Here is a 24293-nt window from a genome sequence, read left to right as displayed (position 1 = left end):
ATGCACCCCAATGATGACGATCGCACCCAGTTCATGCCGCGTCCCGGTGGCCGTGCGCCGGAGCCTGCGCGTGCCGAGCCCGCGCCCTTGTCGGTGCCGGCCGCGCCGATGCTCACCGGCAAAAGCCAGGGCCTCAACCCCCTGGAAAGCGCCGCCGGCCCGTTGCTGGCGCTGCTGACGCGCCTGCGCAATACCATCGCCCACCCGGCGCCGGCCAGCCTGCGCGCGCAATTGCTGGCGTACCTGCGCCAGTTCGAAGAGCGCGCCGAAGCGGCCGGCATCGCCCGCAACGAAGTGCTGCTGGCGCGTTATGCGCTGTGTACTGCCCTTGATGAAGCGGTGTTGAGCACGCCGTGGGGCAGCACCAGTGACTGGGGCAAGCAAAGCCTGTTGATCACCGTGCACAACGAAGCCTGGGGCGGCGAAAAAGTCTTCCAGTTGCTCGACCACTGCCTACAAAGCCCGCGGGAACGCCTGTACCTGCTGGAGTTGCTGTACCTGTGCCTGTGCCTGGGTTTCGAAGGCCGTTACCGCGTGATGAGCGACGGCCGCAGCCAGTTGGAAGCCTTGCGCGAGCGCACGGCGGCGGCGATTCGCAGCGCCCGTGGCGAACACGAGCGCGAACTGTCGCCCCACTGGCGCGGCGTCAGCGTGGCGCGCGACCGCCTGGCGCAATTCATGCCGCCGTGGATCACCGTGGCCATCGGCGTGGCGTTGCTGCTGGCGCTGCTGTTTGGCTTGCGCCTCAAGCTGGCGGCGGATGCCGAGCCGGTGTTCAAGAATATCCATGCCCTGGGCGAGATCCCGGTGCAGGCCATCGACCGCCCCGTGGCGCAGCCGAAAGTCATCGAGCGGCCACGCCTGGCGGGCTTTTTGGTGGACGACATCAGGGCCGGTCGCGTGGCCGTGGAAGATGCGGTGGACCGCTCCGTGGTGACCATTCGCGGTGACGAACTCTTTGCTTCCGCCAGCGCCAGCATTGTCGATGACTACCAGCCGCTGATGCTGCGCATCGCCGATGCCATCCGCAAAGTGAAGGGCCAGGTGCGCGTCACCGGGCACAGCGACAACCGTCCGATTGCCACGCTGCGCTTCCCGTCCAACTGGGCGTTGTCCGAGGCGCGGGCCAAGTCGGTGCTGGACATCTTGGCGGCCAAGACCGGCCAGGGTGAGCGCTTCAGCGCCGAAGGGCGCAGCGACACCGAGCCGGTGGCCACCAACAGCACAGCCGAAGGCCGCGCCCGCAATCGTCGGGTTGAAATCACCGTATTGGCGGAGGGCGTCGAGTGAAGGCGTTGTTCAGTTTCATGATTCGCTGGGTGATCCCGTTGCTGGGGCTGATCGCCCTGAGCCTGATCATCTGGTTTGTCGGGCCGTTGCTCGACGTGTTGGTGCCCGAAGGGCGCCGTTGGGCGCTGATCATCCTGGTGTTCGGCGTGTGGATTGCCTACCGCGTATGGCGCATCGTCCAGGCGCAGCGCCAAGCCGCCGAAGTGATGCGCAGCCTGGCCGCCGAAACCCCGGCTGATCCCAACAGCGTGGCCACTGCCGAAGAACTCAGCACCCTGCGCCAGCGCATGGACGAGGCCCTGGCCCTGCTGAAAAAAGCCAAGCTCGGTGGCGATGAGCGGCGCAACCTCTACGAGCTGCCGTGGTACGTGATCATCGGCCCGCCGGGCTCGGGCAAGACCACGGCGCTGGTCAATTCCGGCCTGCATTTCCCGCTGGCCGCGCAGTTGGGCGCCGGTGCCGTGCGTGGCGTCGGCGGTACACGCAACTGCGACTGGTGGTTTACCGACCAGGCCGTGCTGCTCGACACCGCTGGCCGCTACACCACCCAGGACAGCAACTCCACGGTGGATAAAGCCGCGTGGCTGGGCTTCCTCGACCTGCTGAAAAAGCAGCGTTCGCGCCGGCCCATCGATGGCGCCTTTATCGCCATCAGCCTGTCGGACCTGCTGCTCGGCACCGACGCCGAGCGCGCCGCCCACGCCGCGGCCATCCGCCTGCGCATCCAGGAGCTGTACACCCAGCTGGGCGTACGTTTCCCCATCTACCTGATGCTGACCAAGCTCGACCTGGTGCCGGGCTTCATGGAGTACTTCGACAACCTGAGCAAGGAAGAACGCGCCCAGGTGTGGGGCATGACCTTTGCTCTGGATGACGGCAAACACAGCGACAGCCCGTTGGCCCACCTGCAAAGCGAATTCGCCGGGCTGGAACAGCGCCTCAACGAACGCCTGGTGGAGCGCCTGCAACAGGAGCGCGACCCGGCGCGCCGCGACCTGATCTACGGCTTCCCGCAGCAGTTCGGCGCGTTGAAAGACTGCCTGCAAAGCTTCCTCGACGGCGTGTTCAAACCCAACGCCTTTGAAGAGCGCGTGTTGCTGCGCGGCGTGTATTTCACCAGCGGCACCCAGGAAGGCAGCCCGATTGATCGCCTGATCGGTGCCATGGCGCAGAGCATGAACCTCGACCGCCAGCACCTGGCGCGGCAGAGCGGCACCGGGCGCAGTTACTTCATCGAAAAACTCTTCACCGCCGTGGCGTTTGCCGAGCGCGGGCTGGTGGGTGTGAACCCCAAGGTCGAGCGGCGGCGCAAGTGGATTGCCCGTGGTGTGCTCGCGGCCACCGTGGCGTTGGTCGTGGTGGTCAGCGGCCTGTGGTGGGTGAGTTACCGCGCCAACCAGGCGTATATCACCCAGGTCGATCAGAAGGTTGCGCCGTTGGGCCAGGCTGTGCAGAACCTCAGCCCGGCCCAGCGCGAAGTGCTCGCCGTGCTGCCGCTGCTCAACGCGGTGAGGAACCTCGCCGGGGACTCGCCGAATATGTCCGAAGGCCTGGGCCTGTATCAGGGCGACATGCTTGAAGCCGAGTCGGCCAGCGTCTATCGCAAGCTGTTGATCGCCGTGTTCGCGCCACGCCTGGTGACGCGGATCGAGGAGCAACTGCACGGCGGCGGCAATTCCGACTTCCTCTACGAAGGCCTCAAGGCCTATCTGATGCTCGCCGACAGCGAGCATTACGACCCGGAATTCATCAAGGCCTGGATCGCCCTCGACTGGGACCGCAGCCTGCCCCGCGACCTGCCCGCTGAGCAGCGCCAGGCCCTGGCCGGGCACTTGCAGGCGCTGTTCGAGCGTCATCCGCCGACTGCGCGGCTTGATCCGCGCTTGATCGACGACCTGCGCCGCCAACTGCAACAACTGCCGGTGGCCCAGCGCGTGTACGACCGGGTCAAACGCCAGAAGCTGCCCGAAGGCATCGCCGATTTCCGTCTCAACGAAGCGGCTGGTCGCGATGCGGCGCTGGTGTTCAGCCGTAAAAGTGGCAAGCCGCTGGGCGAGCCGCTGAGTGGCTTCTTCACCGCCAAGGGTTATCGCCAGGCGTTCCTGTTGAGCAGCCTGAACCAGACCGGCACCCTCGCCGAAGAGCAATGGGTGCTGGGCCATGAGCAGGCCGACCAGCAGAACGTGATCAGCCTGGCCGGGGATGTGCGCCGCCTGTACTTCCAGGACTACCAACGGCAGTGGGACGCGCTGCTCGCCGACATCGACTTCGTGCCCATCACCAGCGTGGCCCAGGCGGCCGATGTGCTGCGGGTGATTTCCGGCCCGACCTCGCCGCTGAAAAAACTGCTGGTGGCGGTGGCCAAGGAAACCGATCTGCAAGCCGAAGAACGCCAGTTGGCGGCCAAGGGCGTGCCGGTGGAAGGCGGTGTGGACAAGCTCAAGGAACGCCTGGGCAACCTGCTCGGCCAGGAGCAGCCAAGCGCCAATGCCCCGCAGGCAACGGATGATCCGGTGACGGCGCACTTTGCCGAACTCAACAGCATCGTCAGCAAGAACGATGGCGAACCGGCGGCCATCGACGGCTTGCTGGCCGATATGAACGCGCTGTATGTGCAGGTCAGCGCCATGGTCGGCGCCAGCGGCGATGCGTTGCTCGGTGAGGCGAAGAACCAGGCGGCGGCTGCGGCCACGCGGGTCAGCCTGAATGCCGAACGCCAGCCGCCGCTGGTGCAGGGCATGGTCAAGTCGGTGGTCAATTCCACCACCAACAGCATGATGGGCGGCGTGCGCAACCAACTGAATGCGGCGTGGATGAGCGAAGTGGTCAACGTGTATCGCCAGTCGCTGGCGGGTCGTTACCCGATGTCGCCGGGCAGTGCGCGGGACGCGACGCTGGATGATTTCGGCATGTTCTTCGGCGTGGGCGGGGTGATGGACAACTACTTCCGCAAGTACTTGCAGCCCTACGTGGACACGTCCGCGCAGACCTGGCGCTGGCAGCCGGGCGCGGCGCAGAAACTGGGGATTGCACCGGGTGTGCTGCAAACCTTCCAGCGTGCCGCGACGATTCGTGATGCGTTCTTCCGCGCAGGTGGCACCCAACCCATCGTGCGTTTCGAGCTCAAGCCGGTGTCGATGGACCCGACCATCACCCAGTTCCTGCTCGACCTCGACGGCCAGCAACTGAGCTACGACCACGGCCCCAGTCGCCCCGTCGCCATGCAATGGCCGAACCCCGGCAGCATCGGCGTGGTGCGCCTGTCGATCATGCCGCCTGCCGCCAGCGGCCGTTCCGGAGTGACCCTGGATGGCCCGTGGGCGTGGTTCCGCCTGCTGGAGCAATCGGACCTCAGCGCCGGCAACTCGCCGGACCGCTTCAACCTGCGCCTGCGCGTAGATGGCGCGAGCATCGCCTACGAGCTGCGCGCCAACAGCGCGTTCAACCCGTTCAAGAGCCGCGTGCTCAGCGGCTTCAGCCTGCCGGAGCGGTTATGACCACGGTGGGTTTCTACGGCAAGTTGGCCAGCCGCGGCGACTTTGTCAGCCGCGCCTTGCCCCAGAGTTTTGTCGGCCCGTGGGACAGCTGGCTGGCGGCGGGTTTGCTCGCCAGCCAACAGCGCCTGGGGGGCGATTGGCTCAACGTGTACCTGGTCAGCCCGCTGTGGCGCTTTGTGCTGGCGCCGGGTGTGTGCGGGCCGGATGCGGCGGCGGGTGTGGTGATGCCGAGCATTGATCGGGTCGGGCGCTATTTCCCGTTGGCGGTGGTCACGTTGCTCGACCACGACACCAATCCCGCCTCCCTCGTGGGTGGGCCGGACACCTGGTTTGAACAGGCCGAAGAGCTGCTGCTCAGCACCCTCGACAGCGGCGCGACCTTTGAAGGGTTCAACGCCGGCATCGACGCACTGGGCGTGCCGCTGACCGAGCCGCGTGCGGTGGACAGCCGGTTTGCTGGCCTGCAACGGGTGGCCGCGACCTTGCCCCACGGGCGCATGACCGCGCTCGCCGAACAGGCCTGCGAAGGTGCCAGCCTGTGGTGGGGACGGGGTTCTGAACGGATTGCCCCAGGTTTACTACGGTGCCAGGGTTTGCCTGCCACCGACGATTTTGCGCAGTTTTTGCTCGGACAAGAAGGTGTGGTGTAGATGGGCGCAACGTACAAATCCGCGAGCAAAAGCCATGTGGGCATGGTGCGTCAGGTCAACGAAGACGCCTGTCTGGACCTGCCGGAAAACCGCCTGTGGGTGGTCGCCGACGGCATGGGCGGGCATGCGGCGGGGGATTACGTCAGTAGCTTGATCGTCGACAGCCTGCGCACGGTGCCCCTGGGCCGCTCCCTCGACGAATACGCGGCGGCGCTGCGCAACGACCTGATCCGCATCAACGCTGCCGTGCGTGAAGAAACCGCCAACCGTGGCGTGACCCTGATGGGCAGCACCGTGGTGCTGCTGGCCGCGCGCGGCTTGCGCGGCGTGTGCGTGTGGGCAGGCGACAGCCGCCTGTACCGCCTGCGCGACGGCATGCTGGAGCGCATCTCCCGCGACCACAGCTACGTGCAAGACCTGCAAGACAGCGGCCTGCTCAGCGAAGCCGATGCCCGCGTGCACCCGCGCGCCAATATCGTCACCCGCGCCATCGGCGTCGAAGCGCAGCTGGAGCTGGCGGTGGTTGACCTGCTGATCGCCCCCGGCGACAGCTACCTGCTGTGCAGCGACGGCCTCAACAAGACCGTCGAAGACCACGAAATCCGCGAGGTGCTCAGTCATGACGCGCCGGACGAAATCGTGCGCAGCCTGGTGCACCTGGGGCTTAACCGGGGCGCGCCGGACAACATCACCACGATCGTCGTGAAGGTCTGCCCATGAATATCCTGATCCCTGGCTACGACATCCACGGCGAGATCGGCGAAGGCGCCATGGCCAGCGTGTACCTGGCGACCCAGCGTTCGCTGGAGCGCAAGGTGGCGTTGAAGGTGATGGCGGCGGCGCTGGCGGCCGACCCAACCTTCTGCGAGCGGTTCCTGCGCGAGGGCAAGACCCTGGCGCGCCTGTCGCACCCGCACACGGTGACCATCCATGACATCGGCAACGTCGGTGAGCTGTATTACATGGCCATGGAATACCTGCCCAACGGCACGCTCAAGGAACGCATCGCCGCCGGCATGACCCCGGAACAGGGGGTGACGCTGATCCGCCAGATCGCCTCGGCGCTGGGTTATGCCCACGCGCAAGGCTTGGTGCACCGTGACGTCAAGCCGGCGAACATTCTGTTCCGCGCGGACGGTACGGCGGTGCTGTCGGACTTCGGCATCGCCAAGTCCCTGGACGACCGCACCCAGTTCACCCAGGCCGGTTTTGCCGTGGGCACGCCGAGCTATATGAGCCCGGAACAGGCGCGGGGCCAGGAGATCGATGGCCGCGCCGACCTGTATGCGCTGGGCGTGGTGTTGTATGAAATCCTCGTCGGCAAGCTGCCCTACAGCGGCACCGACGCGCTGTCGACGGCACTGGCGCACCTGACCGAGCCGTTGCCGGAATTGCCGGTGCACCACGGCCGTTATCAGAACGTGCTGCGCAAACTGTTGGCCAAGGACCCCGCCGAGCGTTTCCCGGATGCGGCGGCGCTGTTGCTGGCGCTGGATCAATTGCCGATGGAATCGCCGGAGGCCACCTTGGTGCGGCCGCTGCCGATCCCGATGAGTTTTGATTTAGCGGGGATCACGCCGGAGTCCATCGAGATCCCCACCGACAAACCCCAGCCGCTGCGCCAACCGGTGGTGCCGCCGACCCAGCACAGCGAACAGCGCCGTGGCCCGGTGTTGGCGCTGGCGGCGGTTGCCGTGGCGGTGGCGTTGGCGATTGGCGGCGCGAGTTATTGGTGGTTGAGCGGCAGTGATGCACCGGTGGCTAAACCGCCGATTGCAGCAGTGCCGAGCGTGGCACCGGTAGCGCCCGAAGTGGACGGCGGCCAGCGCCCGCTGCTGATGGCGGGCAAGAAAACCCTGTTCCAACGTGTGCTGAGCAAGCCCGGCGCCAAGCTTTCCAGCGACGCCGGCAGTGCGCCGGGCAAAGCCTTGCCGGCGTTCTCCGTGCTCTACGTGTACCAGCGCAAGGACGTCGACGGCAGCCCATGGGTGCGCGTCGGCGCCGCCACTGATGGCCGCAGTGACGGTTGGTTGCCGGCGGCCCAGGTCAGTGACTGGAAGCAGAGCCTGGTGCTCAAGTTCACCGAGCGCTCGGGCCGGGCGCCGGTGATGTTTCTGCGCCAATCTGCCGAAGTGGAAAAACTCCTGGCAGATCCGGCTGCCGCCAAAGGCGCCTTGGCCAAGGCGCAGAAAAACAGCGACGACAACAGCCTGGTCCTGGCCCTGGAGCCGACTGCCAGCGCCGTGCCGCAGAACCAGTTCTACCTGTTGCCGATCTTCGATTCCAAAGAGAGCTTTGACGAAAACGGCCAGCCGGTGCAGTTGCTCAATGTCGCGTCCATCGACCCGGGCACCCGCGCCGCCAAGCCTGTGGCCAATGCCGATGCGTTCCGCACCGCCGTGGTGTTGGTGGTTGATACCACCGTGTCAATGCAGCCCTATATCGACCAGGTCCGCGACGTGGTGCACGAACTGCAAACGCGCATCGCCGAGCGTGGCGAGTTGGACAGTGTGAGCTTCGGCATGGTCGGTTTCCGTAGCAGCACCAAGAAGACGCCGGGCCTGGAGTACGTGTCCAAAACGCTCATCACCCTGGATCAAGGCCGCGATCCGCAGCGCTTCCTCGACATGGCGCGGCAGGTCAAGGCGTCCACCGTCTCCAGCCATTCCTTCAACGAAGACGCGTTTGCCGGGGTGATGCAGGCCGTGGATGGCATGGATTGGTCCGGTTACGGCGGGCGTATCATCCTGCTGGTCACCGACGCCGGTGCGCTGCGCAAGAACGACCCGTTCGCCGCCACCCAGATGAACGAGGCCGAAGTGCGCCAGGCGGCGTTGGGCAAGCAGATCAAGATCTACGCCCTGCACCTGCGCACCGACGCTGGCAAGGCCACCCACGCCGGTGCCGAGAGCCAATACCGCATCCTCACCGCCGACGCCAACCCGCAGATCGGCGACCTCTACACGGCGGTGCCGGGCGGCGATGTGCGCAAGTTGGGCGAGCGTGTGGATGAGATCGGCACGGTGTTCGCCAACCTCGTGCACCAGGTGCGCAGCAACACGCCACAGCCGTCGCCATTGCTGGGCAGCGCGCCGAGCCTGGCGGACAAATCCGCCGCCGTCGGCTATGCCATGCACATGGATTTCCTCGGGCAAAAAACCGCGAGCCAGGCGCCGCAACTGGTCAGCGCCTGGACCGCCGACCGCGACCTGACCAACCCGGCGCTGCCGGCGTTCCAGGTGTGCGTGATGCTGACCAAGTTGCAGCTCAACGACTTGCAGCAGTCGCTGAAACTGATCGTCGACGCGGCGCGCAAAACCCAGTCCTCGCCGAAGGATTTCTTCCAGGAAATCGCCAGCGCCTCGGCCTACATGAGCCGCGACCCGCAAGCCCTGCGCAAGGGCGGCAACCTGGCGGATGGCGGCCTGCTTGGCGAGTACCTGGAAGGCCTGCCGTACCGCAGCAAGTCGCTGAACATGACCCAGGACTTGTGGCTGTCGTTGAGCGTGGCCGAGCAGGAAGACTTTATCGATGAGCTGGATTCGAAAATCCGCCTCTTTGAGACCTTCCACAATGACCTGGCCAACTGGGTGCGTTTCGGCGACGCCGAGCCGGGTGACGCGTTGTACCGCGTGCCGCTGTCGACGTTGCCGTGATGCTGGACCTGAGCGCGGTGCACAAGAGCCGGGGCGTCGGTAGCCAGCGCTATAGCCTGGTGATTCCGGCGCTGCACCTGCGTGCGGGTGAGCAAGTGGCGATTGTCGGGCCGAGCGGCTGCGGCAAGAGCACCTTGCTGGATGTGCTCGCGCTGGTGTTGGCGCCGGATCAGGTGGGGCGGTTTGAATTCCATCAGCAGGACATTGCCGGGCTATGGCGCGCGGATCAGCAGTCCAGCCTGGCCGCGTTACGTAGCCGGCACCTGGGGTATGTGCTGCAAACCGGTGGCCTGCTGGGCTTTTTGGATGTGCGCGGGAATATCGCCCTGTCCCGGCAACTGCTGGGTTTGCCGGATGACGGCAGCGTGGCGCGCCTGGCGGAGCAACTGGAAATCAGCGACCAGTTGGCGAAGAAACCCGCCGCGTTGTCGGTGGGCCAGCGCCAGCGCGTGAGTTGCGCGCGCGCCCTGGCCCACGCGCCGCAATTGGTGTTGGCGGATGAACCCACCGCGTCCCTTGATCCGTTGAATGCAGAACGCGTGATGCAGGCGCTGTTGGCCCAGGCCCGCGAACACCGCGCTGCCTGTGTGATCGCCACCCATGACGAGCCGCTGGCCCGCGCCAGTGGCTTGCAGGTACGGCGCATCAGTTGCCGCCGCGATGCCGACGGCGGCGTCACCGCCACCCTCGGGGAGGTGTGCTGATGCGCAGCGGTCTGGTGGCGTCCCTGGCCTGGCAGGACTACCGCAACGACGCGTGGCTGTCGGCGTGTTCAGTGCTGGCGCTGGTGGCGGTGATCGCGCCGTTGCTGGTGTTGTTCGGCCTGAAATTTGGACTGGTTAGCAGTTTGACCGAACGTTTGGAAAACGACCCCGCCACCCGTGAAATTATTCCGCTGGGCGGTGGTCGATTCAGCAGCGCATTTATCGAGCAGTTGGGCGAGCGCAATGATGTGGCGTTCGCGGTCCCGCGCACGCGGCAGATTGCGGCGACGGCGCAGGTGGGGGCGTTGACGTTGGAGATGCTGCCGACGGCGTCGGGTGATCCGCTATTGAGTGGTCTGCCGATGCCCAAGGGTCTCGACCAGATCGTGCTCAGCCACACCGCTGCCGAAAAGCTTGCGGCGCGGCCCGGGGATTGGCTGGAAACCCGTTTTGCGCGCCAAGTGGCAGGGCGTGTCGAGGCCCAGTCCACGCGCTTGCAAGTGTTGGCTGTGTTGCCGCTGGCAGCCTTTGCCCGGGACGGTTTGTTTGCCGGCTTGGGCCTGCTGGAAGCGGCGGAAGATTATCGCGACGGCCGTGCAGTGCCGGCGCTGGGTTGGACCGGTGAGGCGGTCGCTGTGGGTGAGCAGCGGATCTATCCGGCGTTTCGCTTGTACGCCCGCAGCCTCACCGATGTTGAAACACTGCGAGTGTTTTTCGCCGGGCAGAACCTGTTGGTGTCGACCCAGGCGCACACCATCGCCCAGGTGCAGTCGTTGAGCCGCAACCTGTCGATCGTGTTCTGGGTGATCTGCGGGTTGGCGTTGGCGGGGGCGTTTGCGGCGATCTTCGCCGGGGCGCTGGCCGCCGTGGCGCGCAAGCGCCGGGAATTGTCGGTATTGCGCCTGTTGGGGTTTTCCACCGGCGCGCTGTTGGTGTTTGTGGTGCTGCAAGCGCTGTACAGCGCAGGGCTTGCCGCCGTGCTCAGTGCCGGGCTGTATGGCCTGGCCGAGGCGGGTTTGAATCAACTTTTCGTGCAGGTGCCGGGCGAGTACGCCAGCCACCTGTTGGCGCGTCATTACGGCCTGGCCCTGGTTGCAGTCATGGGCGTCAGCGCCGTGGCAGCGCTGTGTGGTGGGTGGCGAGTGGCGCGGATCCAGGCTTCTGAAGGAATCAGAGATGTATAAGTTACTGGGCGCCGCCGTGGCGCTGAGCTTGGCCTCGATGGCTTGGGCGGATGAAGCGAGCGATAAACTCGATAATCCAAAACCCTTGGAAGGCGACGTCAGCCTGCCGTTGCCGTGCGACGGCAACATGGTGTTCCGCTACGCCTACGTGCTGGCCCAAGGCACGCTGGATGATCGTGAGATCAGCCTCGGATACCCCTTCGCCGAGGGCGAGGCGGGTTATCAACAGTCGTTTATTTCCGGCTACCGCCGCGACTTTATCAACGGCCAGTTCACCCTCAAGGATCTGCCCAAGGCGTGGAGCAAGGCCATCACGCCCTTGATGCCGAAGACCGACGCCAAGACCCCGCTCAAGCCGATGCTGTACTTCATCGGCAAGTACGAAGTGACCGCCCGCCAGTACGCTCAGGTCATGGCCCAGGCGCAATCCTTGGCCAGCGGCGAACCGGCGCCGGCCTGCGATGTTCCCAGTGGCATGGCCGGGCGTTTGCCCAAGGTGAAGTTGTCGCGCTTTGAAGCGGAGCGCTTCTCGGCGGTGTACAGCGCGTGGCTGCTGAAATACCACCGTGACTTGCTGCCGGTGAGTGGGCGCGGTTCGTCGGCGGAGGATGGCGGCGTCGGTTTTGTGCGTTTGCCCACCGAAGTCGAATGGGAATTCGCCGCGCGTGGCGGCCAGGCGGTGAGCCGTCAGGATCTGGAAGGGCGCTTGTTCCCGCGCCGCGCCGAAGGCAGTGACAGCGACGGCCCGCTGGGCGATTACGCGGTGTTCAACCAGGTCGCTGGTGGCACCGGCCAGGCCGCGCGCCTGATGCCCATCGGGACGAAATTGCCCAACCCCATCGGGATGTTCGACGTGATCGGCAACGCCGCGGAGATGGTTCAGGAATCCTTCCAACTGGTGCACGCCGGACGTCGCCAGGGCACCTATGGCGGCTTTGTGGTCAAGGGCGGCAACTACCTCGAAGGCGAGGGCACGCTGTTTACCGGCATGCGCCGCGAGTACCCATTGTTTGGCGCCGACGGCACCGAGCAAAGCAACGAGACCACCGGTTTTCGCGTGGCGATTGGCGCGTTGTCGGCGCCGCGTTCGCGCTACAAGGAACTGTTTGCGCAGTGGCAGAAAGAAGGCCGCCTGGCCGCGCTGACCGACGCCATCGACGACGCCCAGGACCCGACCAAGCGCCTGGACAGCATCATCGCCGCCAGCGCCGATCCCAAGCTGCAAGCCGAGCTGGGGTTGGTCAACGAAGAGCTCAAGCGCAACGTCTCGCTGATCGCCCAGCAACGCGAAGAAGCGGCGGGCAACCTGATCCAGTCGGCGGCGTTGGTGGCCGAAACCATCGGCAACTACAACATCCGCCTGGCCAATTTGCAGAAGAGTCGCCAGCAGGCCGTGGACAACAAGGACGAAGCCAGCGCGCAGCTGTTTGCGATGGCCATTGCCAACGGTCGCAGCGCCCTCGATGGCGCGGTAGCGATCTACATCGACAACCTGGCCACCGGCACGCGCTACACCGATGCGGTGATCCAGGCGCAGTTTCAACGAATCAAGGAAGAGTTGGATCGCAAGCCGGTGCTCGGCAAGAGCCTGGTGACGCGCGCGACACTGTTCGTCCGCCATGTCGGCAACTACCGCAAGCAACAGCGGGCCGACCCGGCGACGATCTTGAAGGAATTGCTCGCAGCGAGCGGTCAGCGATGAGCGCTGGCTGTATGGCGAGCTTGGAAGGGACTCAGGCGGCGTTGGGCCGTGCTGGGCAAGTCAAACTAAAAGAGAACACACCTATGCTTTTTTCCCGTAAGGCGGTTTCCAAGCGTCACTTGTTGTTGATCGCGGCCGGCTTCAGCACCGTGCTGACCGGTTGCGCCACGTCGCCGGCGTCCAAGGTCGCGTCGAGCACCAAGGTCGAGTACTACCCGAACTGCTACGAGCCGGTGCAGCACCTGCGCAGCACTGATTCGGACATGACCAAGTCGGTGGTCACCGGTGCCGCCCTCGGCGCAGCCGGTGGTGCACTGCTGGGCGCCCTGACCGGCGACTCCGACAAGCGCGGCCGCAACGCGGCGATCGGCGCAGCGGGCGGCGCCCTGGCGGGTGGCGCGGCGGGTTACTACACCGAGCGTCAGAAGCAGATCAGCGACGACAACCAGCGCATTGCGTCCTACGCCACCGACGTCAACAAAAGCGCGTCCGACATCGACCGCAGCACCGCCTATGCCAAGGCGTCGCAGCAGTGCTACCAGAGCGCGTTCACCAAGCTGGTCAATGACCGCAAGGCCAAGACCGTCAACGACACCGAAGGCCGCAAGCGCCTGGCAGAAATCGTCGCGGGCCTGAAGGAATCCAACGACCTGATCGTTGCGGTCAACGGCAAGGCCGCCGAGGACCTGAACAACTACAACCAGGCGTACGAAAAAGACCTGCAACAGGTCAGCGTGCAACGTGCTGATGTGGTCACCGTGGCCACGGCCGACACCGCAGCGGTGGTCCCGCCGGCGGGCAAAGCCAATAAAGGCAACAAAGTGGTCAAGCCACCGAAAAAGCCACCACTGCCAGTGGTGCCGCGTGAAGCCGTCGATACCGAGAAGAGCTTCCAGACCGTGAAAGTCAGCCAGGCTGAAAGCAAGAAGGTCACCAGCGCCGGTAAAGCGCAGATCGAAGGCACTTGCCGCGATCCGAACCTGACCGACTGGGCGCCGGTGCCTTGCCCTAACGTTTAAGTAACATGCTGCTATAAGCGTCAAACGCCAGCCGATCTTCCGCTAATGCGCCAGATCGGTGGCGTTCTTTTTGCAAATCGTTACACTGCTGCGGCCACTCAATAATTACCCGAGGCCGTGTGCATGAAATTTCGTCTTCTCCTGTGGGTGCTGGGCCTGATGATGGGCAAAGCCAGCCGCACCAACCCTGCCTTCCAGCAACAGCTGGGCGATAAAGACCTGGCCTTCCAGTTGCAGACCCTCGACGGCAAGGTTGCCCGTCACTTCATCGTCAAAGACCAGCGCATTATCAGCCGTTCGGGTGTTCACCCGGAGCCGGCGTTTGCGATTGCGTTCAAGGATGCCGCCTATGGCTTCGCCACGATGCAGGCGAAGAACAAGCAACTGGCGTTCATGACGGGAATTCAGGACAAGTCGATCCAGATCAAGGGCAACCCGGCGCTGGTGATCTGGTTCCAGGGGTTGACCAAGTATTTGAAGCCGAAGAAAAAGAAGAAAGCTTGAGGCTGGCTTTTGTGGCGAGGGAGCTTGCTCCCGCTGGAGTGCGAAGCGCTCCCAGGATTTTGGGGCCGCTACGCAGCCCAGCGGGAGCAAGCTCCCTCGCCACAGTGTTTAGGCTTGGCTGAACTGGGAGGCCAGTTCGCGCAACAGCACCTCGGCATCCAGCACCTTGCCCACCACTTCCTCCGCCTTGTCCCGGGTCAAGCCCAGGCGCTCAAGCAGTTCATCGGGAATGGCTTCGTCCGGCCCGGAACCGATGCCACGGCTGCGCAGCAAGCGCACGGCCAGACACACCAGATTCGGATACTCAGCGTACTGCCCGTCATAGGTCGGGTCGTGCTGGAAGCGCAGGGCCGTGGACAACTCGTCCGGCATGTCCCAGTAACGCATCAGCCAGGCGCCGATTTGCTCACGGCTGATCCCTAACAAATGCTGTTCCACATAGCTGTGGCACAGGTGCGGGTTGACCTCCAGGTGACGGCAGATCAGCGAGAAGTGCGGCGGGAACACGTGGGCCAGCAGCAGGTAGCCAAAGTTGTGCAGCAGGCCGGCGAGGTAGGTCAGGCCGGCTTCCGGGCGCTGGGCGCGGGGCATGGCGCGGGTCAGGCCTTCGATCACGGCGGCGGTGTAGATCGACTGGTGCCAGTACGGCGTGGACTGGTGCGGGTGGTCCTTGGGCAGGCTCAGGGTCTTGCCCAGGGCCAGGCCCAGCGCGAGGTTGATCACCAGGTCAAAACCCAGCACGCGGACGATGGCGTCTTCCACTGAACGAATCTTGCCCGGCGAGGCGTAGTACGGCGACGCGGCCCAGCTCACCACTTGGGCGGCGAGGGCGGGGTCGGTCTCCACCACACCAGTGATGTCATCGATGGTGGCGTTGGGGTCGACGCGCAGCTTGATGATCTTCTGCGCGGTGTCGGCCAGCGGCGGAATCTCGATGGTCGCTTCCAGGCGCTGCTGGATGCGGCGGGCGGTGAACGCCTGCATCGCCTGGGTGATTTCCTCACGGTCATCATTGGGGCGGTCGAGGTTCGGGCGGATGTTGCTCAGGGGCTCGCCGAACTGGGCGGCGCTGGCCTTGGTGAGCATGCTTTTGAAGTGCTCGCTGGCGATCTCCAGCAGCAACCCGGCTTCCCCCGAATGCACCAGCAGGCTCGATTCGTTGAGCAGGCTGCCTTCGTACAGGCACGGCGAGCTGGTCAGTGCCGGCAAGCCCGGCAGCAGGGCCAGGTCGTGCTTGCCCAGCATGCGCTCGACGCGCTCTGGCGACACGGCTGTAAGACGGCGCCCGGTGAGTTCGGCGAGGCGGTTGAGGTCGAGCAGTTGGTTCTGCGGGAACAGCACCATCAGAGCGCCCACCGCATCTTCCAGCAACACCGCTTGAACCTTTCGTGCAGGGTTCAAGCCCGGGTGTTCGGTGACTTCCGTGTAGGGGATGGCGAGCTTTGCGAGCAGAGCCTGAATGACCGGCGGGGCGGTCAGTGGGGCTGTGGCGAGGGCAACTTCTGACATGGCCTGATCCAATTTCTTACAGTCAACGGAGTATAACCAGCTTGGTACATCTGTTGGTCGTATAAGTGAGTCAGGCGTCACACTTGGCCGTATTGCTGCCCATGTCGGAGCCAGCGGTCCAACAGTGGGCTGACATGTGCCGGCCAGCGCTCCAGCAAGGCTTGCGCGGCATCGCGCACGGCGGGCAACAGGTCGGCGTCGCGCATCAGGTCGGCGACCTTGAATTGCAGCAAGCCGGTCTGGCGCGTGCCGAGCATTTCGCCGGGGCCGCGCAGTTCGAGGTCTTTTTCGGCGATGACAAAACCGTCGTTGGTTTCGCGCATGATGCCCAGGCGCTGGCGACCGATTTGTGACAGCGGCGGGTGGTAGAGCAGCACGCAATGGCTGGCGGCGCTGCCCCGGCCAACGCGGCCGCGCAATTGGTGGAGTTGGGCGAGGCCCAGGCGCTCGGGGTTTTCGATGATCATCAGGCTGGCGTTGGGCACGTCCACACCGACCTCGATCACCGTGGTGGCCACCAGCAGTTGCAGGTTGCCGGCCTTGAAATCGGCCATCACCGCGGCTTTTTCGGCGGGTTTCATGCGGCCGTGGATCAGCCCGACCTTGAGTTCGCCAAGGGCGCTGGTGAGGTCTTCATAGGTGGTTTCGGCGGCCTGGCAGGTCAGCTCTTCGGACTCTTCGATCAGCGTGCACACCCAGTACGCCTGGCGGCCTTCGGCACAGGCGCCGCGGACGCGTTCGATCACTTCGACGCGGCGGGTGTCGGTGACCAGCACGGTGTTGACTGGGGTCCGGCCGGGGGGCAGTTCGTCGAGGATCGAGGTGTCGAGGTCGGCGTAGGCGCTCATCGCCAAGGTGCGTGGGATCGGTGTGGCGGTCATGATCAACTGGTGCGGGTTCATGCGCCCGCCCACGCCTTTCTGGCGCAGGGCCAGGCGTTGTTGCACGCCGAAGCGGTGCTGTTCGTCGATGATCACCAGGGCCAGGTTCTTGAACTTTACTTCGTCCTGGAACAGCGCGTGGGTGCCCACCACCATCGGTGCGCCGCTGGCGATTTGCTCCAGTGCCGCTGCGCGGTTCTTGCCCTTGAGCTTGCCGGCCAGCCACGCCACTTCCAGGCCCAGAGGTTCGAGCCAGCGCTTGAAGGTGATGAAGTGTTGCTCGGCGAGGATCTCGGTGGGTGCCATCAGTGCCACCTGGTAGCCGGCTTCCAGGGCTTGCAGGGCGGCGAGGGCGGCGACCACGGTCTTGCCGGCGCCCACATCGCCCTGGATCAGGCGCAGCATGGGTTCTTTCTGGCTGAGGTCGTAGGCGATTTCATTACCGACGCGCTGCTGCGCACCGGTCGGCTCAAAGCCGAGGTTGGCCAGGTATTGCGCAGGCAGCTTTGTGGCCTTGGGCATTGCGGGCGCACGCAGGGAACGCATGCTTTCGCGCAGGCGTTGCTGGGACAGTTGGTGCGTCAGCAGTTCTTCAAAGGCCAGGCGGTGCTGGGCCCAGTGGTGACCGAGGGCCAGTTCGTCCACATCGGCGTCGGCCGGCGGGTGATGCAGATAGCGGATCGCATCGTCCAGCGGCGCCAGTTGATAGTCGCGGGCCAGCTCCAGCGGCAGCCAGTCGGGCAGGCTTTTTGGGCCGAGCATCGTCAGGGTCTGCGTGCACAGTTGGCGCAGGCGCTGTTGGGTCAGGCCTTCGGTGAGCGGGTAGATCGGGGTGAGCGTGGTGTCCACCGGTGGCGGTTCGTCGCCGGTGATGGCGCGGTATTCCGGGTGGTAGATCTCCAGGCCCGAAGCACCGGGGCGCGCTTCGCCGTAGCAACGCACGCGGGTGCCGCGCTTGAGGCCTTCCTTCTGCGCATTGCTGAAATGGTAGAAGCGCAGGCTCAGGCCGCCGGTGCCGTCTTGCAGGCGCACCACCAGGCTGCGGCGCTTGCCCATCACCACGTCGGCGCCGCTGACGGTGCCTTCGACCACCGCATCCTGCCCAGGGCGCAAATGGCCGATGGGCACCACGCGGGTGCGATCCTGATAGCGCAGGGGCAGGTGAAACAGCACGTCCTGGAGATTTTCCAGGCCGACCTTGGCCAACTTCTCGGCCATGGCTTCACCGACACCCTTGAGTGCCGTCACCGATACCTGCGACAGCTCAGTCATACGCGGGCTTAGCTCGCAACGGGCGGCTTGGCCACCGAGCACAGGCGGATCGAGTCGGCGAGGATGTCAATGGCTTTGGGCCGTGGGAAGCTGGCGCGCCAGGCGATGGCCACGGTGCGGAACGGCACCGGTGGCGTCAGCGGGCGCACTTCGATCACGCCGGGGGCGTAGTGATGGCTGTCAACTGCCGACAACGGCAGGATCGAGATGCCCAGGCCGGAGGCGACCATATGGCGGATGGTTTCCAGGGAGCTGGATTCCACCGTGGTGTGCTTGGCGCCGTCGTTGCCCTTGGTCAGGGTCGGGCAGGCTTCCAGTACCTGGTCGCGGAAGCAGTGGCCTTCGCCGAGTAGCAGCAGGCTCTTGTCGTTGAGCAGGGCGGCGTCGATGGTGTCTTTTTTGGTCCACGGGTGGTCGGCCGGCATCAACACCTGGAACGGCTCGTCGTAGAGCGGCAGGGTCAGCACGTCAGCCTCGTGGAACGGCAGGGCGATGATGATCGCGTCCAGCTCGCCGTTGCGCAGTTTGTCGCGCAGCACATGGGTGAAGTTTTCTTCGATATACAGCGGCATCTGCGGCGCGACGCGGTGCAGTTGCGGGATCAGGTGCGGGAACAGATACGGGCCGACGGTGTAGATGGCGCCGACTTTCAGCGGTGCGGTCAGCTGGTTCTTACCGGCCTGGGCCAGCTCGCGAATGCTTTGCGCTTGCTCCAGCACCTTCTGGGCCTGGGCAACAATGCCTTCGCCCACGGGGGTGAGGCGCACGGCGCTTTTGCTGCGCTCGAAAATCAGCACACCGAGTTCGTCTTCAAGCTTTTTCACACCCACCGACAGCGTCGGCTGGCTGACGTGGCAACGCTCGGCCGCGTGGCCGAAGTGCTGTTCTTGGGCGAGGGTCACGATGTAGCGTAATTCTGTAAGAGTCATAGCGAGCGTCCATGAGGTTGCGGGCCAAGCATAACGGCTGCAATCGATAGACGCACGTTATCAGAAGTTTGCTGGGGATTGAGCGGGGAATGCCGGGGATTTTGTGGGAAAGGGACTTTATGCGGCGATGAAATCAAATGTGGGAGGGGTTTGCCCCCTCCCACATTGTCTTGCTTCTGCTGAATTAGCGGCGTCTCTCGATGTTGTACACGAACGGTGCAACGATCTCGATGCTGCCACCCTTGAGCATGTCGGACGGCGGCTTGGGCAGTGGCTGGGCACGACGGATCATGTCCAGGGTGGCACGGTCCAGGTCGGCGTTGCCGGAGCGGCCCACCAACTCGTAGGACAGCACATTGCCTTCACCATCGACCACGAAGCGCAGGCGGTTCAGGCCTTCCTTGCCACGGGCCTGGGCGCCGGGCGGGTACTTCTTGTACTTCTGCAAGTGCGCCAGCAGGGTGCCTTCCCAGGAGGCCTTGGCCGCCACCTGTTGGGGCGATGGGCCAGGTACGGGCTGGGCCGATTTTTCCGCAGGTACGTTGGTCGGTGGCGCGTCGCTCGGCGGCTCTTCGGAAGGTTTCTCCTTGGGCGGCTCGACCTTTTTCTCCACCGGCTTGGGCGGCTGTGGTTTCGGTTTGGGCTTGACCGGCTTGGGCACCTGGATCGTCGGCTTGGGTGCTTCGGCCAGTTTCGGCAATGGCAGTTCTTCTACCGGCGTCGGCGGTTGCGGCGGCGTGATCACCTTCGGCGGGGCCGGAGGTGGCGGCGCGGGCATCGGTGCCAGGTCGATGACCATGGCAGCCGGCGGCAACTGCACCGTGTGCGGCGCGGACCATTGAAGCGCGATGATAATCGCGACGGCATGCACGCCCAGCACGACAGCGAGGCTTGTGCCATAACGCGTCAGTTTGTGGCGCGTCGTGATCATTTCTTGGCTGCCGTCTCAAGTCCGACCAGGCCTACCTTGAGGTAGCCGGCTGCCCGCAGGGCATCCATCACGCTCATTAAGTCGCCGTAGTCCACGCCCTTGTCGGCCTGGAAGAAGATCGTCGTGTCTTTCTTGCCTTGGGTCTTGGCGTCGAGCACCTGGCCGAGGGTTTCGGATTTGACTTCTTCTTCGCCCAGGAACAGACGCTGGTCCGCCTTGACGCTGAGGAACACCGGTTTCTCTGGCCGCGGCGCCGGCTTGGCGCTGGAGGCGGGCAGGTCGACCTTGATATCCACGGTTGCCAGCGGTGCGGCCACCATGAAGATGATCAGCAGCACCAGCATCACGTCGATAAACGGCGTGACGTTGATTTCGTGGTTCTCGACGAGTTCGTCGTCGCCTTGATTCAAATGCAGGCCCATGGCCGATTACCCCACTTTCACCATGTGCGGTTGCGAGCTGCGCTCGGTAGGCAGGTGATCGAGGTCGCGGCTGACCAGCAGCAGGACTTCTGCCGACGCGTCCGATACCTGGGCCTTGTAGCCGGCAATCGAACGGGCGAAGACGTTGTAGATCACTACCGCAGGAATCGCAGCAACCAGGCCCAGGGCAGTAGCCAGCAGGGCTTCGGCGATGCCTGGGGCAACGACGGCGAGGTTGGTGGTCTGGGTTTTGGCGATGCCGATGAAGCTGTTCATGATGCCCCACACGGTGCCGAACAGGCCGACGAACGGTGCGGTGGAACCGATGGTTGCCAGCACGCCGGTGCCGCTGCTCATGTTGCGGCCACAGGCAGCAACCAGGCGCTCAAGACGGAACGCCACACGCTCCTTGATGCCTTCTTTTTCGCGGGTGTTGGCCGACAGGCGCATTTCTTCCAGCGCGTCGTGCACCAGGGTATTGGCCAGGGTGCCCTTCTTGGTCGCGCTTTCGCTGGCTTCCTTGAGGGTGGTGGCTTTTTTCAGGTGGACGATTTCAGTGCGCAGGCGACGCTTGGCGCCCAGCAGCTCGAAGCCCTTGGCGATCCAGATGGTCCAGGTAATGATCGAGGCGATGGCCAGGCCGATCATCACGGCCTTCACGACGACGTCAGCATTCTGGTACATGCCCCAAGGCGACAGGTCATGGGCCATGCCCAGGGTGTTGTCTTCTTCCAGGACGACGCCGGTTTCGTCAGCGGCTGCCGGGTCTGCGGCCAGGGCCGGATCGGTGGCGGCTGGTGCAGCTGCTGGAGCGGCTGCCGGAGCAGCGGCAGGTGCTGCAGTGTTGTGTTCGGCAGCGGCAGGGGTTGCCGGGGCGGTGGCGTCGGCGAAGGCTGCGGTCGGAGCCAGCAGGACGCTGAACAACAGCGCGGCAATCGCGCGCCAGGCGCGGGACGTGGTTGGCGAAGCGGGGGTTGTATTACGTGTCATGCTGGCCGGACCTGAGAAGAAAAAATGGGTGATCGTCCATCAAGACCCAGGGGCCGAGGACAAATGGGGGCTTATTATTGCAAGTAATTCTTGTTAACAGAAGTAATACAGTAACTTTATTTGTCCTTTTTCTGGCCGCTGGTCAGCTGTGAAGGCTAATCTAGACCTTTGAGAACGGAGTTTTGTGATGTCTGCGCCTTCTGTTGTGATTGCCGGTTGCGGCGATGTGGGTAGTCGGCTGGCTAGCCAATTGCTGGCCTCGGAATGGGAGGTCCATGGCCTGCGTCGCGATGTTTCGCGCCTGCCCGACGGGGTGATCGGCATTACCGGTGACCTGTTCAACAAGGACTGCCCGGATACCTGGCCGATTGGCGGAGTGGATTACCTGGTGTATTGCGCTGCCGCGACGGACCACGACGAGGCCGGGTATCGCGCGGCTTACGTGCAGGGCTTGAAGCATGTGCTGGAGTGGTTGGACGACTACGGGCAGGCGCCGAAACACCTGCTGTTTGTCTCCAGCAGCAGCGTGTACGGGCAGCAGAACGGTGAGTGGGTTGATGAATCGTCCGACACCCAGGCGCAGGGCTATTCCGGGCAAGTGATGCTGGAAGCCGAGCAAGTGGCGCTCGATAGCGGCATCCCGGCGAGCATCGTGCGCTTGACCGGCATCTACGGCCCGGGCCGTGAATGGTTGCTGACCCAGGTGCGCCAAGGCTACCGCGTATCGATCGACCCACCTTTATATGGCAACCGCATTCATGCGGACGACGCGGCGGGCTTGCTGGCCTTTTTGTTGCGGCATGTGGAGCAGGGCGGCCAGTTGGACAAGGTCTATATCGGCGTTGACGATGCACCGGCGCCGTTGGCGGAGGTGGTGGGTTGGTTGCGTGAGTATCTGGGCGTGACGGAATGGGCGGATGACGCCAGTGTGAGGCGTGCGGGGAGTAAGCAGTGCAGTAATGCGCGGGTGAAGGCTCTGGGCTGGAAACCAACTTACCCGAGCTATCGTGAAGGTTATGCGGCCATCCTAAAGGGCTGAAACGCGGTCAAAAATGTGGGAGCGGGCTTGCTCGCGAATGCGGTGGATCAGTCGACATCTTCAGTGACTGGCACTCCGCATTCGCGAGCAAGCCCGCTCCCACATTTAGATCTGTGTTTGGCCGCCTATTGTTTTTCCAGCAACCATTGGCGCGGGCCGGGCGTGAACTGGGGTACTTCATCGGCCTGTGCCGTATTCAACGCCTGGAAAATTCCCATCCGCTTACCTTTGCGCACGAAGATCCATGTGTCGCTAGCGCCATCGCCGCTCAGGACCAGGGTCTCATTGCCAGAGCCCTGGGATCGGCAGTCACCGTCCAGGCACAGTGTGTACCTGTCTGCTTTCCCAAGCCCTGAAACACGACCCCCGGCGGTGAACATCGCCGTCGTGCCTTTCCCCGGGCCCTCGACGATACTCCACTCTCCCGCCATATAGGCTGCATTGAGGGCGTTCACGAAGGTGTTGACCCAGTTGCCCCCTGTTTTAACCATTTCGGGTGGGCGATTGAACGCATGCTGCGATGTGTGCTGGCTGGCCTCTTGGGTCAGCTGCTTGCCGTCCAGTCGCAGTTCGTCGGTATGACCATCGCCGTAGTCCACAGTCCACGTGTCAGCAGCTTTTCTCAGCAGTTGGCCCTCAGCCATCTCAAAGCCGTTACGCACTTGTGCCTTGCCCATCCGAGTGTCGATGTGCCATTCCAGGGGTGTGCCGTGGATGTTCAATGGTTGGCCCAGCGAGGTGGCGTCAATGATCGGCTGGTTGATCCATATCCCGTCGATATCCGTTTCTGGCGGTGTATGCACACAGCCACCCAGCAGCAAAAGGCCGATGGTCAGTAATGCGCGCATGGGGCAATCCTCTGGTGGGCTAACCAGGGCGCAGACTAAAGAAAAAGGAGCCCGCGGGCTCCTTTGTTCTGTATCACTGTCTTTCCAGCAGCCACTGCCGAGGCCCCGGGGTAAATGAAGGCACTTCATCCGCCTGCGCGGTATTCACCGCCTGGAAGATCTCCAGCTGCCCACCCTTGCGCACAAAAATCCACGGATTGCCCTGGCCATTCAGTTGCAACCAGATGCTGTCATAGCCGCCGCTCATGGAGGCGCAATCACCCGCCAGGCAGAGCGAGTACTGATCAGCGTTGGGCAGGCCGACGACCTTGCCGTTGGCCTGGAACTGCACGATGGCGCCGTTGCCGAAGCCGTCGGTAATCTTCCAGTCGCCACCCAGGTATGCCGCGTACAGCGCCCGTTCGAAGTTGGCGCCCAGTGGCGCACCTTCCGGGGCTGGCTCTGCGGGGCGGGCGAACAGCTGTTCAGGCTCATTGTCGTTGGCCGCTTGCAGCAGTTGTTTGCCTTTGCGCTTGAGTTCGGTGGCGGAGCTGCCGTAGAAATCCACACTCCAGGCGCCTGATTGCTCGCCGAGCAACTTGCCTTCCGCTACTTCAAAACCGTTGTAGTAGCGCGCCTGCGCCGCCTTGGTGTTGACCTGCCATTCGAGGTTCGGGCCAAAGCTTTGCAGGGCTTCGCGCAAAGGGCCGCCCTTGGCTGCCGCATCGATGGCGACCTGGTTGATCCAGGTGCCGCTCACATCCAGGTCGGCGGGGTTGCTGGCGCAGCCGCTGAGCAGCAGGGTGAGCAATGATGAGGCTACAAGCGCTTTGCGCATTACGAAATCCTTCTGAAACAAAGTCGGCGCAGCCGGTGGAGGCTGCGCCGGGTGTTTTACTCGATGACCAGAATCGCGTCCATCTCAACCTGCGCGCCCTTTGGCAGAGCGGCTACGCCAATGGCGGCGCGGGCTGGGTAAGGTTGTTCGAAGTACTTGCCCATGATCTCGTTGACCTTGGCGAAGTGGCTCAGGTCGGTGAGGAAGATGTTCAGCTTGACGATGTCCTTGAACGAACCGCCAGCGGCTTCGGCAACGGACTTGAGGTTTTCGAAGACTTGTACGGTCTGGGCTTCGAAGCCTTCAACCAGTTCCATGGTCTTTGGGTCCAGCGGGATCTGGCCGGACATGTAGACGGTGTTGCCCGCCTTGATGGCCTGGGAATAGGTGCCGATGGCAGCCGGGGCCTTGTCGCTGGTGATAACAGTCTTGGTCATGAGTGACTCCTT

At 64.1% G+C, this 24293-nt stretch carries 20 protein-coding genes; 11 read left to right on the top strand and 9 right to left on the bottom strand.

The annotated features are described in order from the left end of the window. From DBR46_RS15765 to DBR46_RS15720, 10 genes are all read left to right on the top strand, one after another. Window positions 1–1290 (top strand): DotU family type VI secretion system protein, encoded by a 1290-nt coding sequence (locus DBR46_RS15765; RefSeq protein WP_124526937.1) that lies wholly within the window; start codon window positions 1–3, stop codon window positions 1288–1290. After that, on the top strand, window positions 1287–4787 hold the full coding sequence (gene tssM, locus DBR46_RS15760; RefSeq protein WP_124526936.1) for a type VI secretion system membrane subunit TssM: 3501 nt from the start codon (window positions 1287–1289) through the stop codon (window positions 4785–4787). The genes DBR46_RS15765 and tssM overlap by 4 nt, the downstream gene beginning before the upstream one ends. Next, on the top strand, window positions 4784–5437 hold the full coding sequence (gene tagF, locus DBR46_RS15755) for a type VI secretion system-associated protein TagF (protein WP_124526935.1): 654 nt from the start codon (window positions 4784–4786) through the stop codon (window positions 5435–5437). Before tssM ends, tagF begins: the two co-directional genes overlap by 4 nt. Then, entirely contained in the window at window positions 5438–6157 is a 720-nt protein-coding gene (locus DBR46_RS15750) for a PP2C family serine/threonine-protein phosphatase (RefSeq protein WP_124526934.1), read from the top strand. Continuing rightward, window positions 6154–9093: a serine/threonine-protein kinase gene (locus DBR46_RS15745; RefSeq protein WP_124526933.1), complete on the top strand. Its 2940-nt coding sequence runs from the start codon at window positions 6154–6156 to the stop codon at window positions 9091–9093. Before DBR46_RS15750 ends, DBR46_RS15745 begins: the two co-directional genes overlap by 4 nt. Next, window positions 9093–9797 (top strand): ABC transporter ATP-binding protein, encoded by a 705-nt coding sequence (locus DBR46_RS15740; protein ID WP_124526932.1) that lies wholly within the window; start codon window positions 9093–9095, stop codon window positions 9795–9797. The genes DBR46_RS15745 and DBR46_RS15740 overlap by 1 nt, the downstream gene beginning before the upstream one ends. After that, entirely contained in the window at window positions 9797–10981 is a 1185-nt protein-coding gene (locus DBR46_RS15735) for an ABC transporter permease (RefSeq protein ID WP_124526931.1), read from the top strand. Before DBR46_RS15740 ends, DBR46_RS15735 begins: the two co-directional genes overlap by 1 nt. Next, entirely contained in the window at window positions 10974–12683 is a 1710-nt protein-coding gene (locus tag DBR46_RS15730; RefSeq protein WP_124526930.1) for an SUMF1/EgtB/PvdO family nonheme iron enzyme, read from the top strand. Before DBR46_RS15735 ends, DBR46_RS15730 begins: the two co-directional genes overlap by 8 nt. An 83-nt stretch (window positions 12684–12766) precedes the next feature. Beyond that, window positions 12767–13702, top strand: coding sequence for a type VI secretion system-associated lipoprotein TagQ (gene tagQ, locus DBR46_RS15725; protein WP_124526929.1), 936 nt, complete (start codon window positions 12767–12769; stop codon window positions 13700–13702). 123 nt (window positions 13703–13825) lie between these two features. Beyond that, window positions 13826–14206 (top strand): helicase, encoded by a 381-nt coding sequence (locus DBR46_RS15720; protein WP_124526928.1) that lies wholly within the window; start codon window positions 13826–13828, stop codon window positions 14204–14206. A gap of 108 nt (window positions 14207–14314) precedes the next feature. On the opposite strand, the gene DBR46_RS15715 is transcribed toward DBR46_RS15720, so the two are convergent. From DBR46_RS15715 to exbB, 6 genes are all read right to left on the bottom strand, one after another. Further along, complete coding sequence (locus DBR46_RS15715) at window positions 14315–15715, bottom strand: aminoacyl-tRNA deacylase and HDOD domain-containing protein (protein ID WP_124526927.1); 1401 nt, start codon at window positions 15713–15715, stop codon at window positions 14315–14317. 77 nt (window positions 15716–15792) lie between these two features. Continuing rightward, the gene (gene recG, locus DBR46_RS15710; protein ID WP_124526926.1) at window positions 15793–17868 is read right to left on the bottom strand and encodes an ATP-dependent DNA helicase RecG; all 2076 of its coding nucleotides are present in this window, start codon (window positions 17866–17868) and stop codon (window positions 15793–15795) included. Between the two features lie 8 nt (window positions 17869–17876). Then, the gene (locus DBR46_RS15705; RefSeq protein ID WP_124526925.1) at window positions 17877–18797 is read right to left on the bottom strand and encodes a hydrogen peroxide-inducible genes activator; all 921 of its coding nucleotides are present in this window, start codon (window positions 18795–18797) and stop codon (window positions 17877–17879) included. 184 nt (window positions 18798–18981) lie between these two features. After that, window positions 18982–19728, bottom strand: a complete 747-nt coding sequence (locus DBR46_RS15700) for an energy transducer TonB (protein WP_124526924.1) — start codon at window positions 19726–19728, stop codon at window positions 18982–18984. Then, complete coding sequence (gene exbD / locus DBR46_RS15695; RefSeq protein ID WP_017735752.1) at window positions 19725–20150, bottom strand: TonB system transport protein ExbD; 426 nt, start codon at window positions 20148–20150, stop codon at window positions 19725–19727. Before exbD ends, DBR46_RS15700 begins: the two co-directional genes overlap by 4 nt. Before the next feature lie 6 nt (window positions 20151–20156). Then, window positions 20157–21140, bottom strand: a complete 984-nt coding sequence (gene exbB, locus DBR46_RS15690; RefSeq protein ID WP_124526923.1) for a tonB-system energizer ExbB — start codon at window positions 21138–21140, stop codon at window positions 20157–20159. Between the two features lie 187 nt (window positions 21141–21327). On the opposite strand from exbB, the gene DBR46_RS15685 reads away from it, so the two are divergent. After that, window positions 21328–22179, top strand: coding sequence for an SDR family oxidoreductase (locus tag DBR46_RS15685; RefSeq protein WP_124526922.1), 852 nt, complete (start codon window positions 21328–21330; stop codon window positions 22177–22179). A gap of 125 nt (window positions 22180–22304) precedes the next feature. Here DBR46_RS15685 and DBR46_RS15680 read toward each other — a convergent pair whose 3' ends face one another. The 3 genes from DBR46_RS15680 to DBR46_RS15670 form a co-directional block, all read right to left on the bottom strand. Next, window positions 22305–23027: a hypothetical protein gene (locus DBR46_RS15680; protein WP_124526921.1), complete on the bottom strand. Its 723-nt coding sequence runs from the start codon at window positions 23025–23027 to the stop codon at window positions 22305–22307. A gap of 73 nt (window positions 23028–23100) precedes the next feature. Continuing rightward, window positions 23101–23844 (bottom strand): hypothetical protein, encoded by a 744-nt coding sequence (locus DBR46_RS15675; RefSeq protein WP_124526920.1) that lies wholly within the window; start codon window positions 23842–23844, stop codon window positions 23101–23103. Between the two features lie 56 nt (window positions 23845–23900). Further along, complete coding sequence (locus DBR46_RS15670; protein WP_003176922.1) at window positions 23901–24281, bottom strand: RidA family protein; 381 nt, start codon at window positions 24279–24281, stop codon at window positions 23901–23903. Between the last annotated feature and the right edge of the window lie 12 nt (window positions 24282–24293).

The organism is Pseudomonas sp. KBW05, assembly GCF_003852405.1.
GTDB lineage: Bacteria > Pseudomonadota > Gammaproteobacteria > Pseudomonadales > Pseudomonadaceae > Aquipseudomonas.
This window is presented reverse-complemented; position numbering and strand designations above follow the sequence as displayed.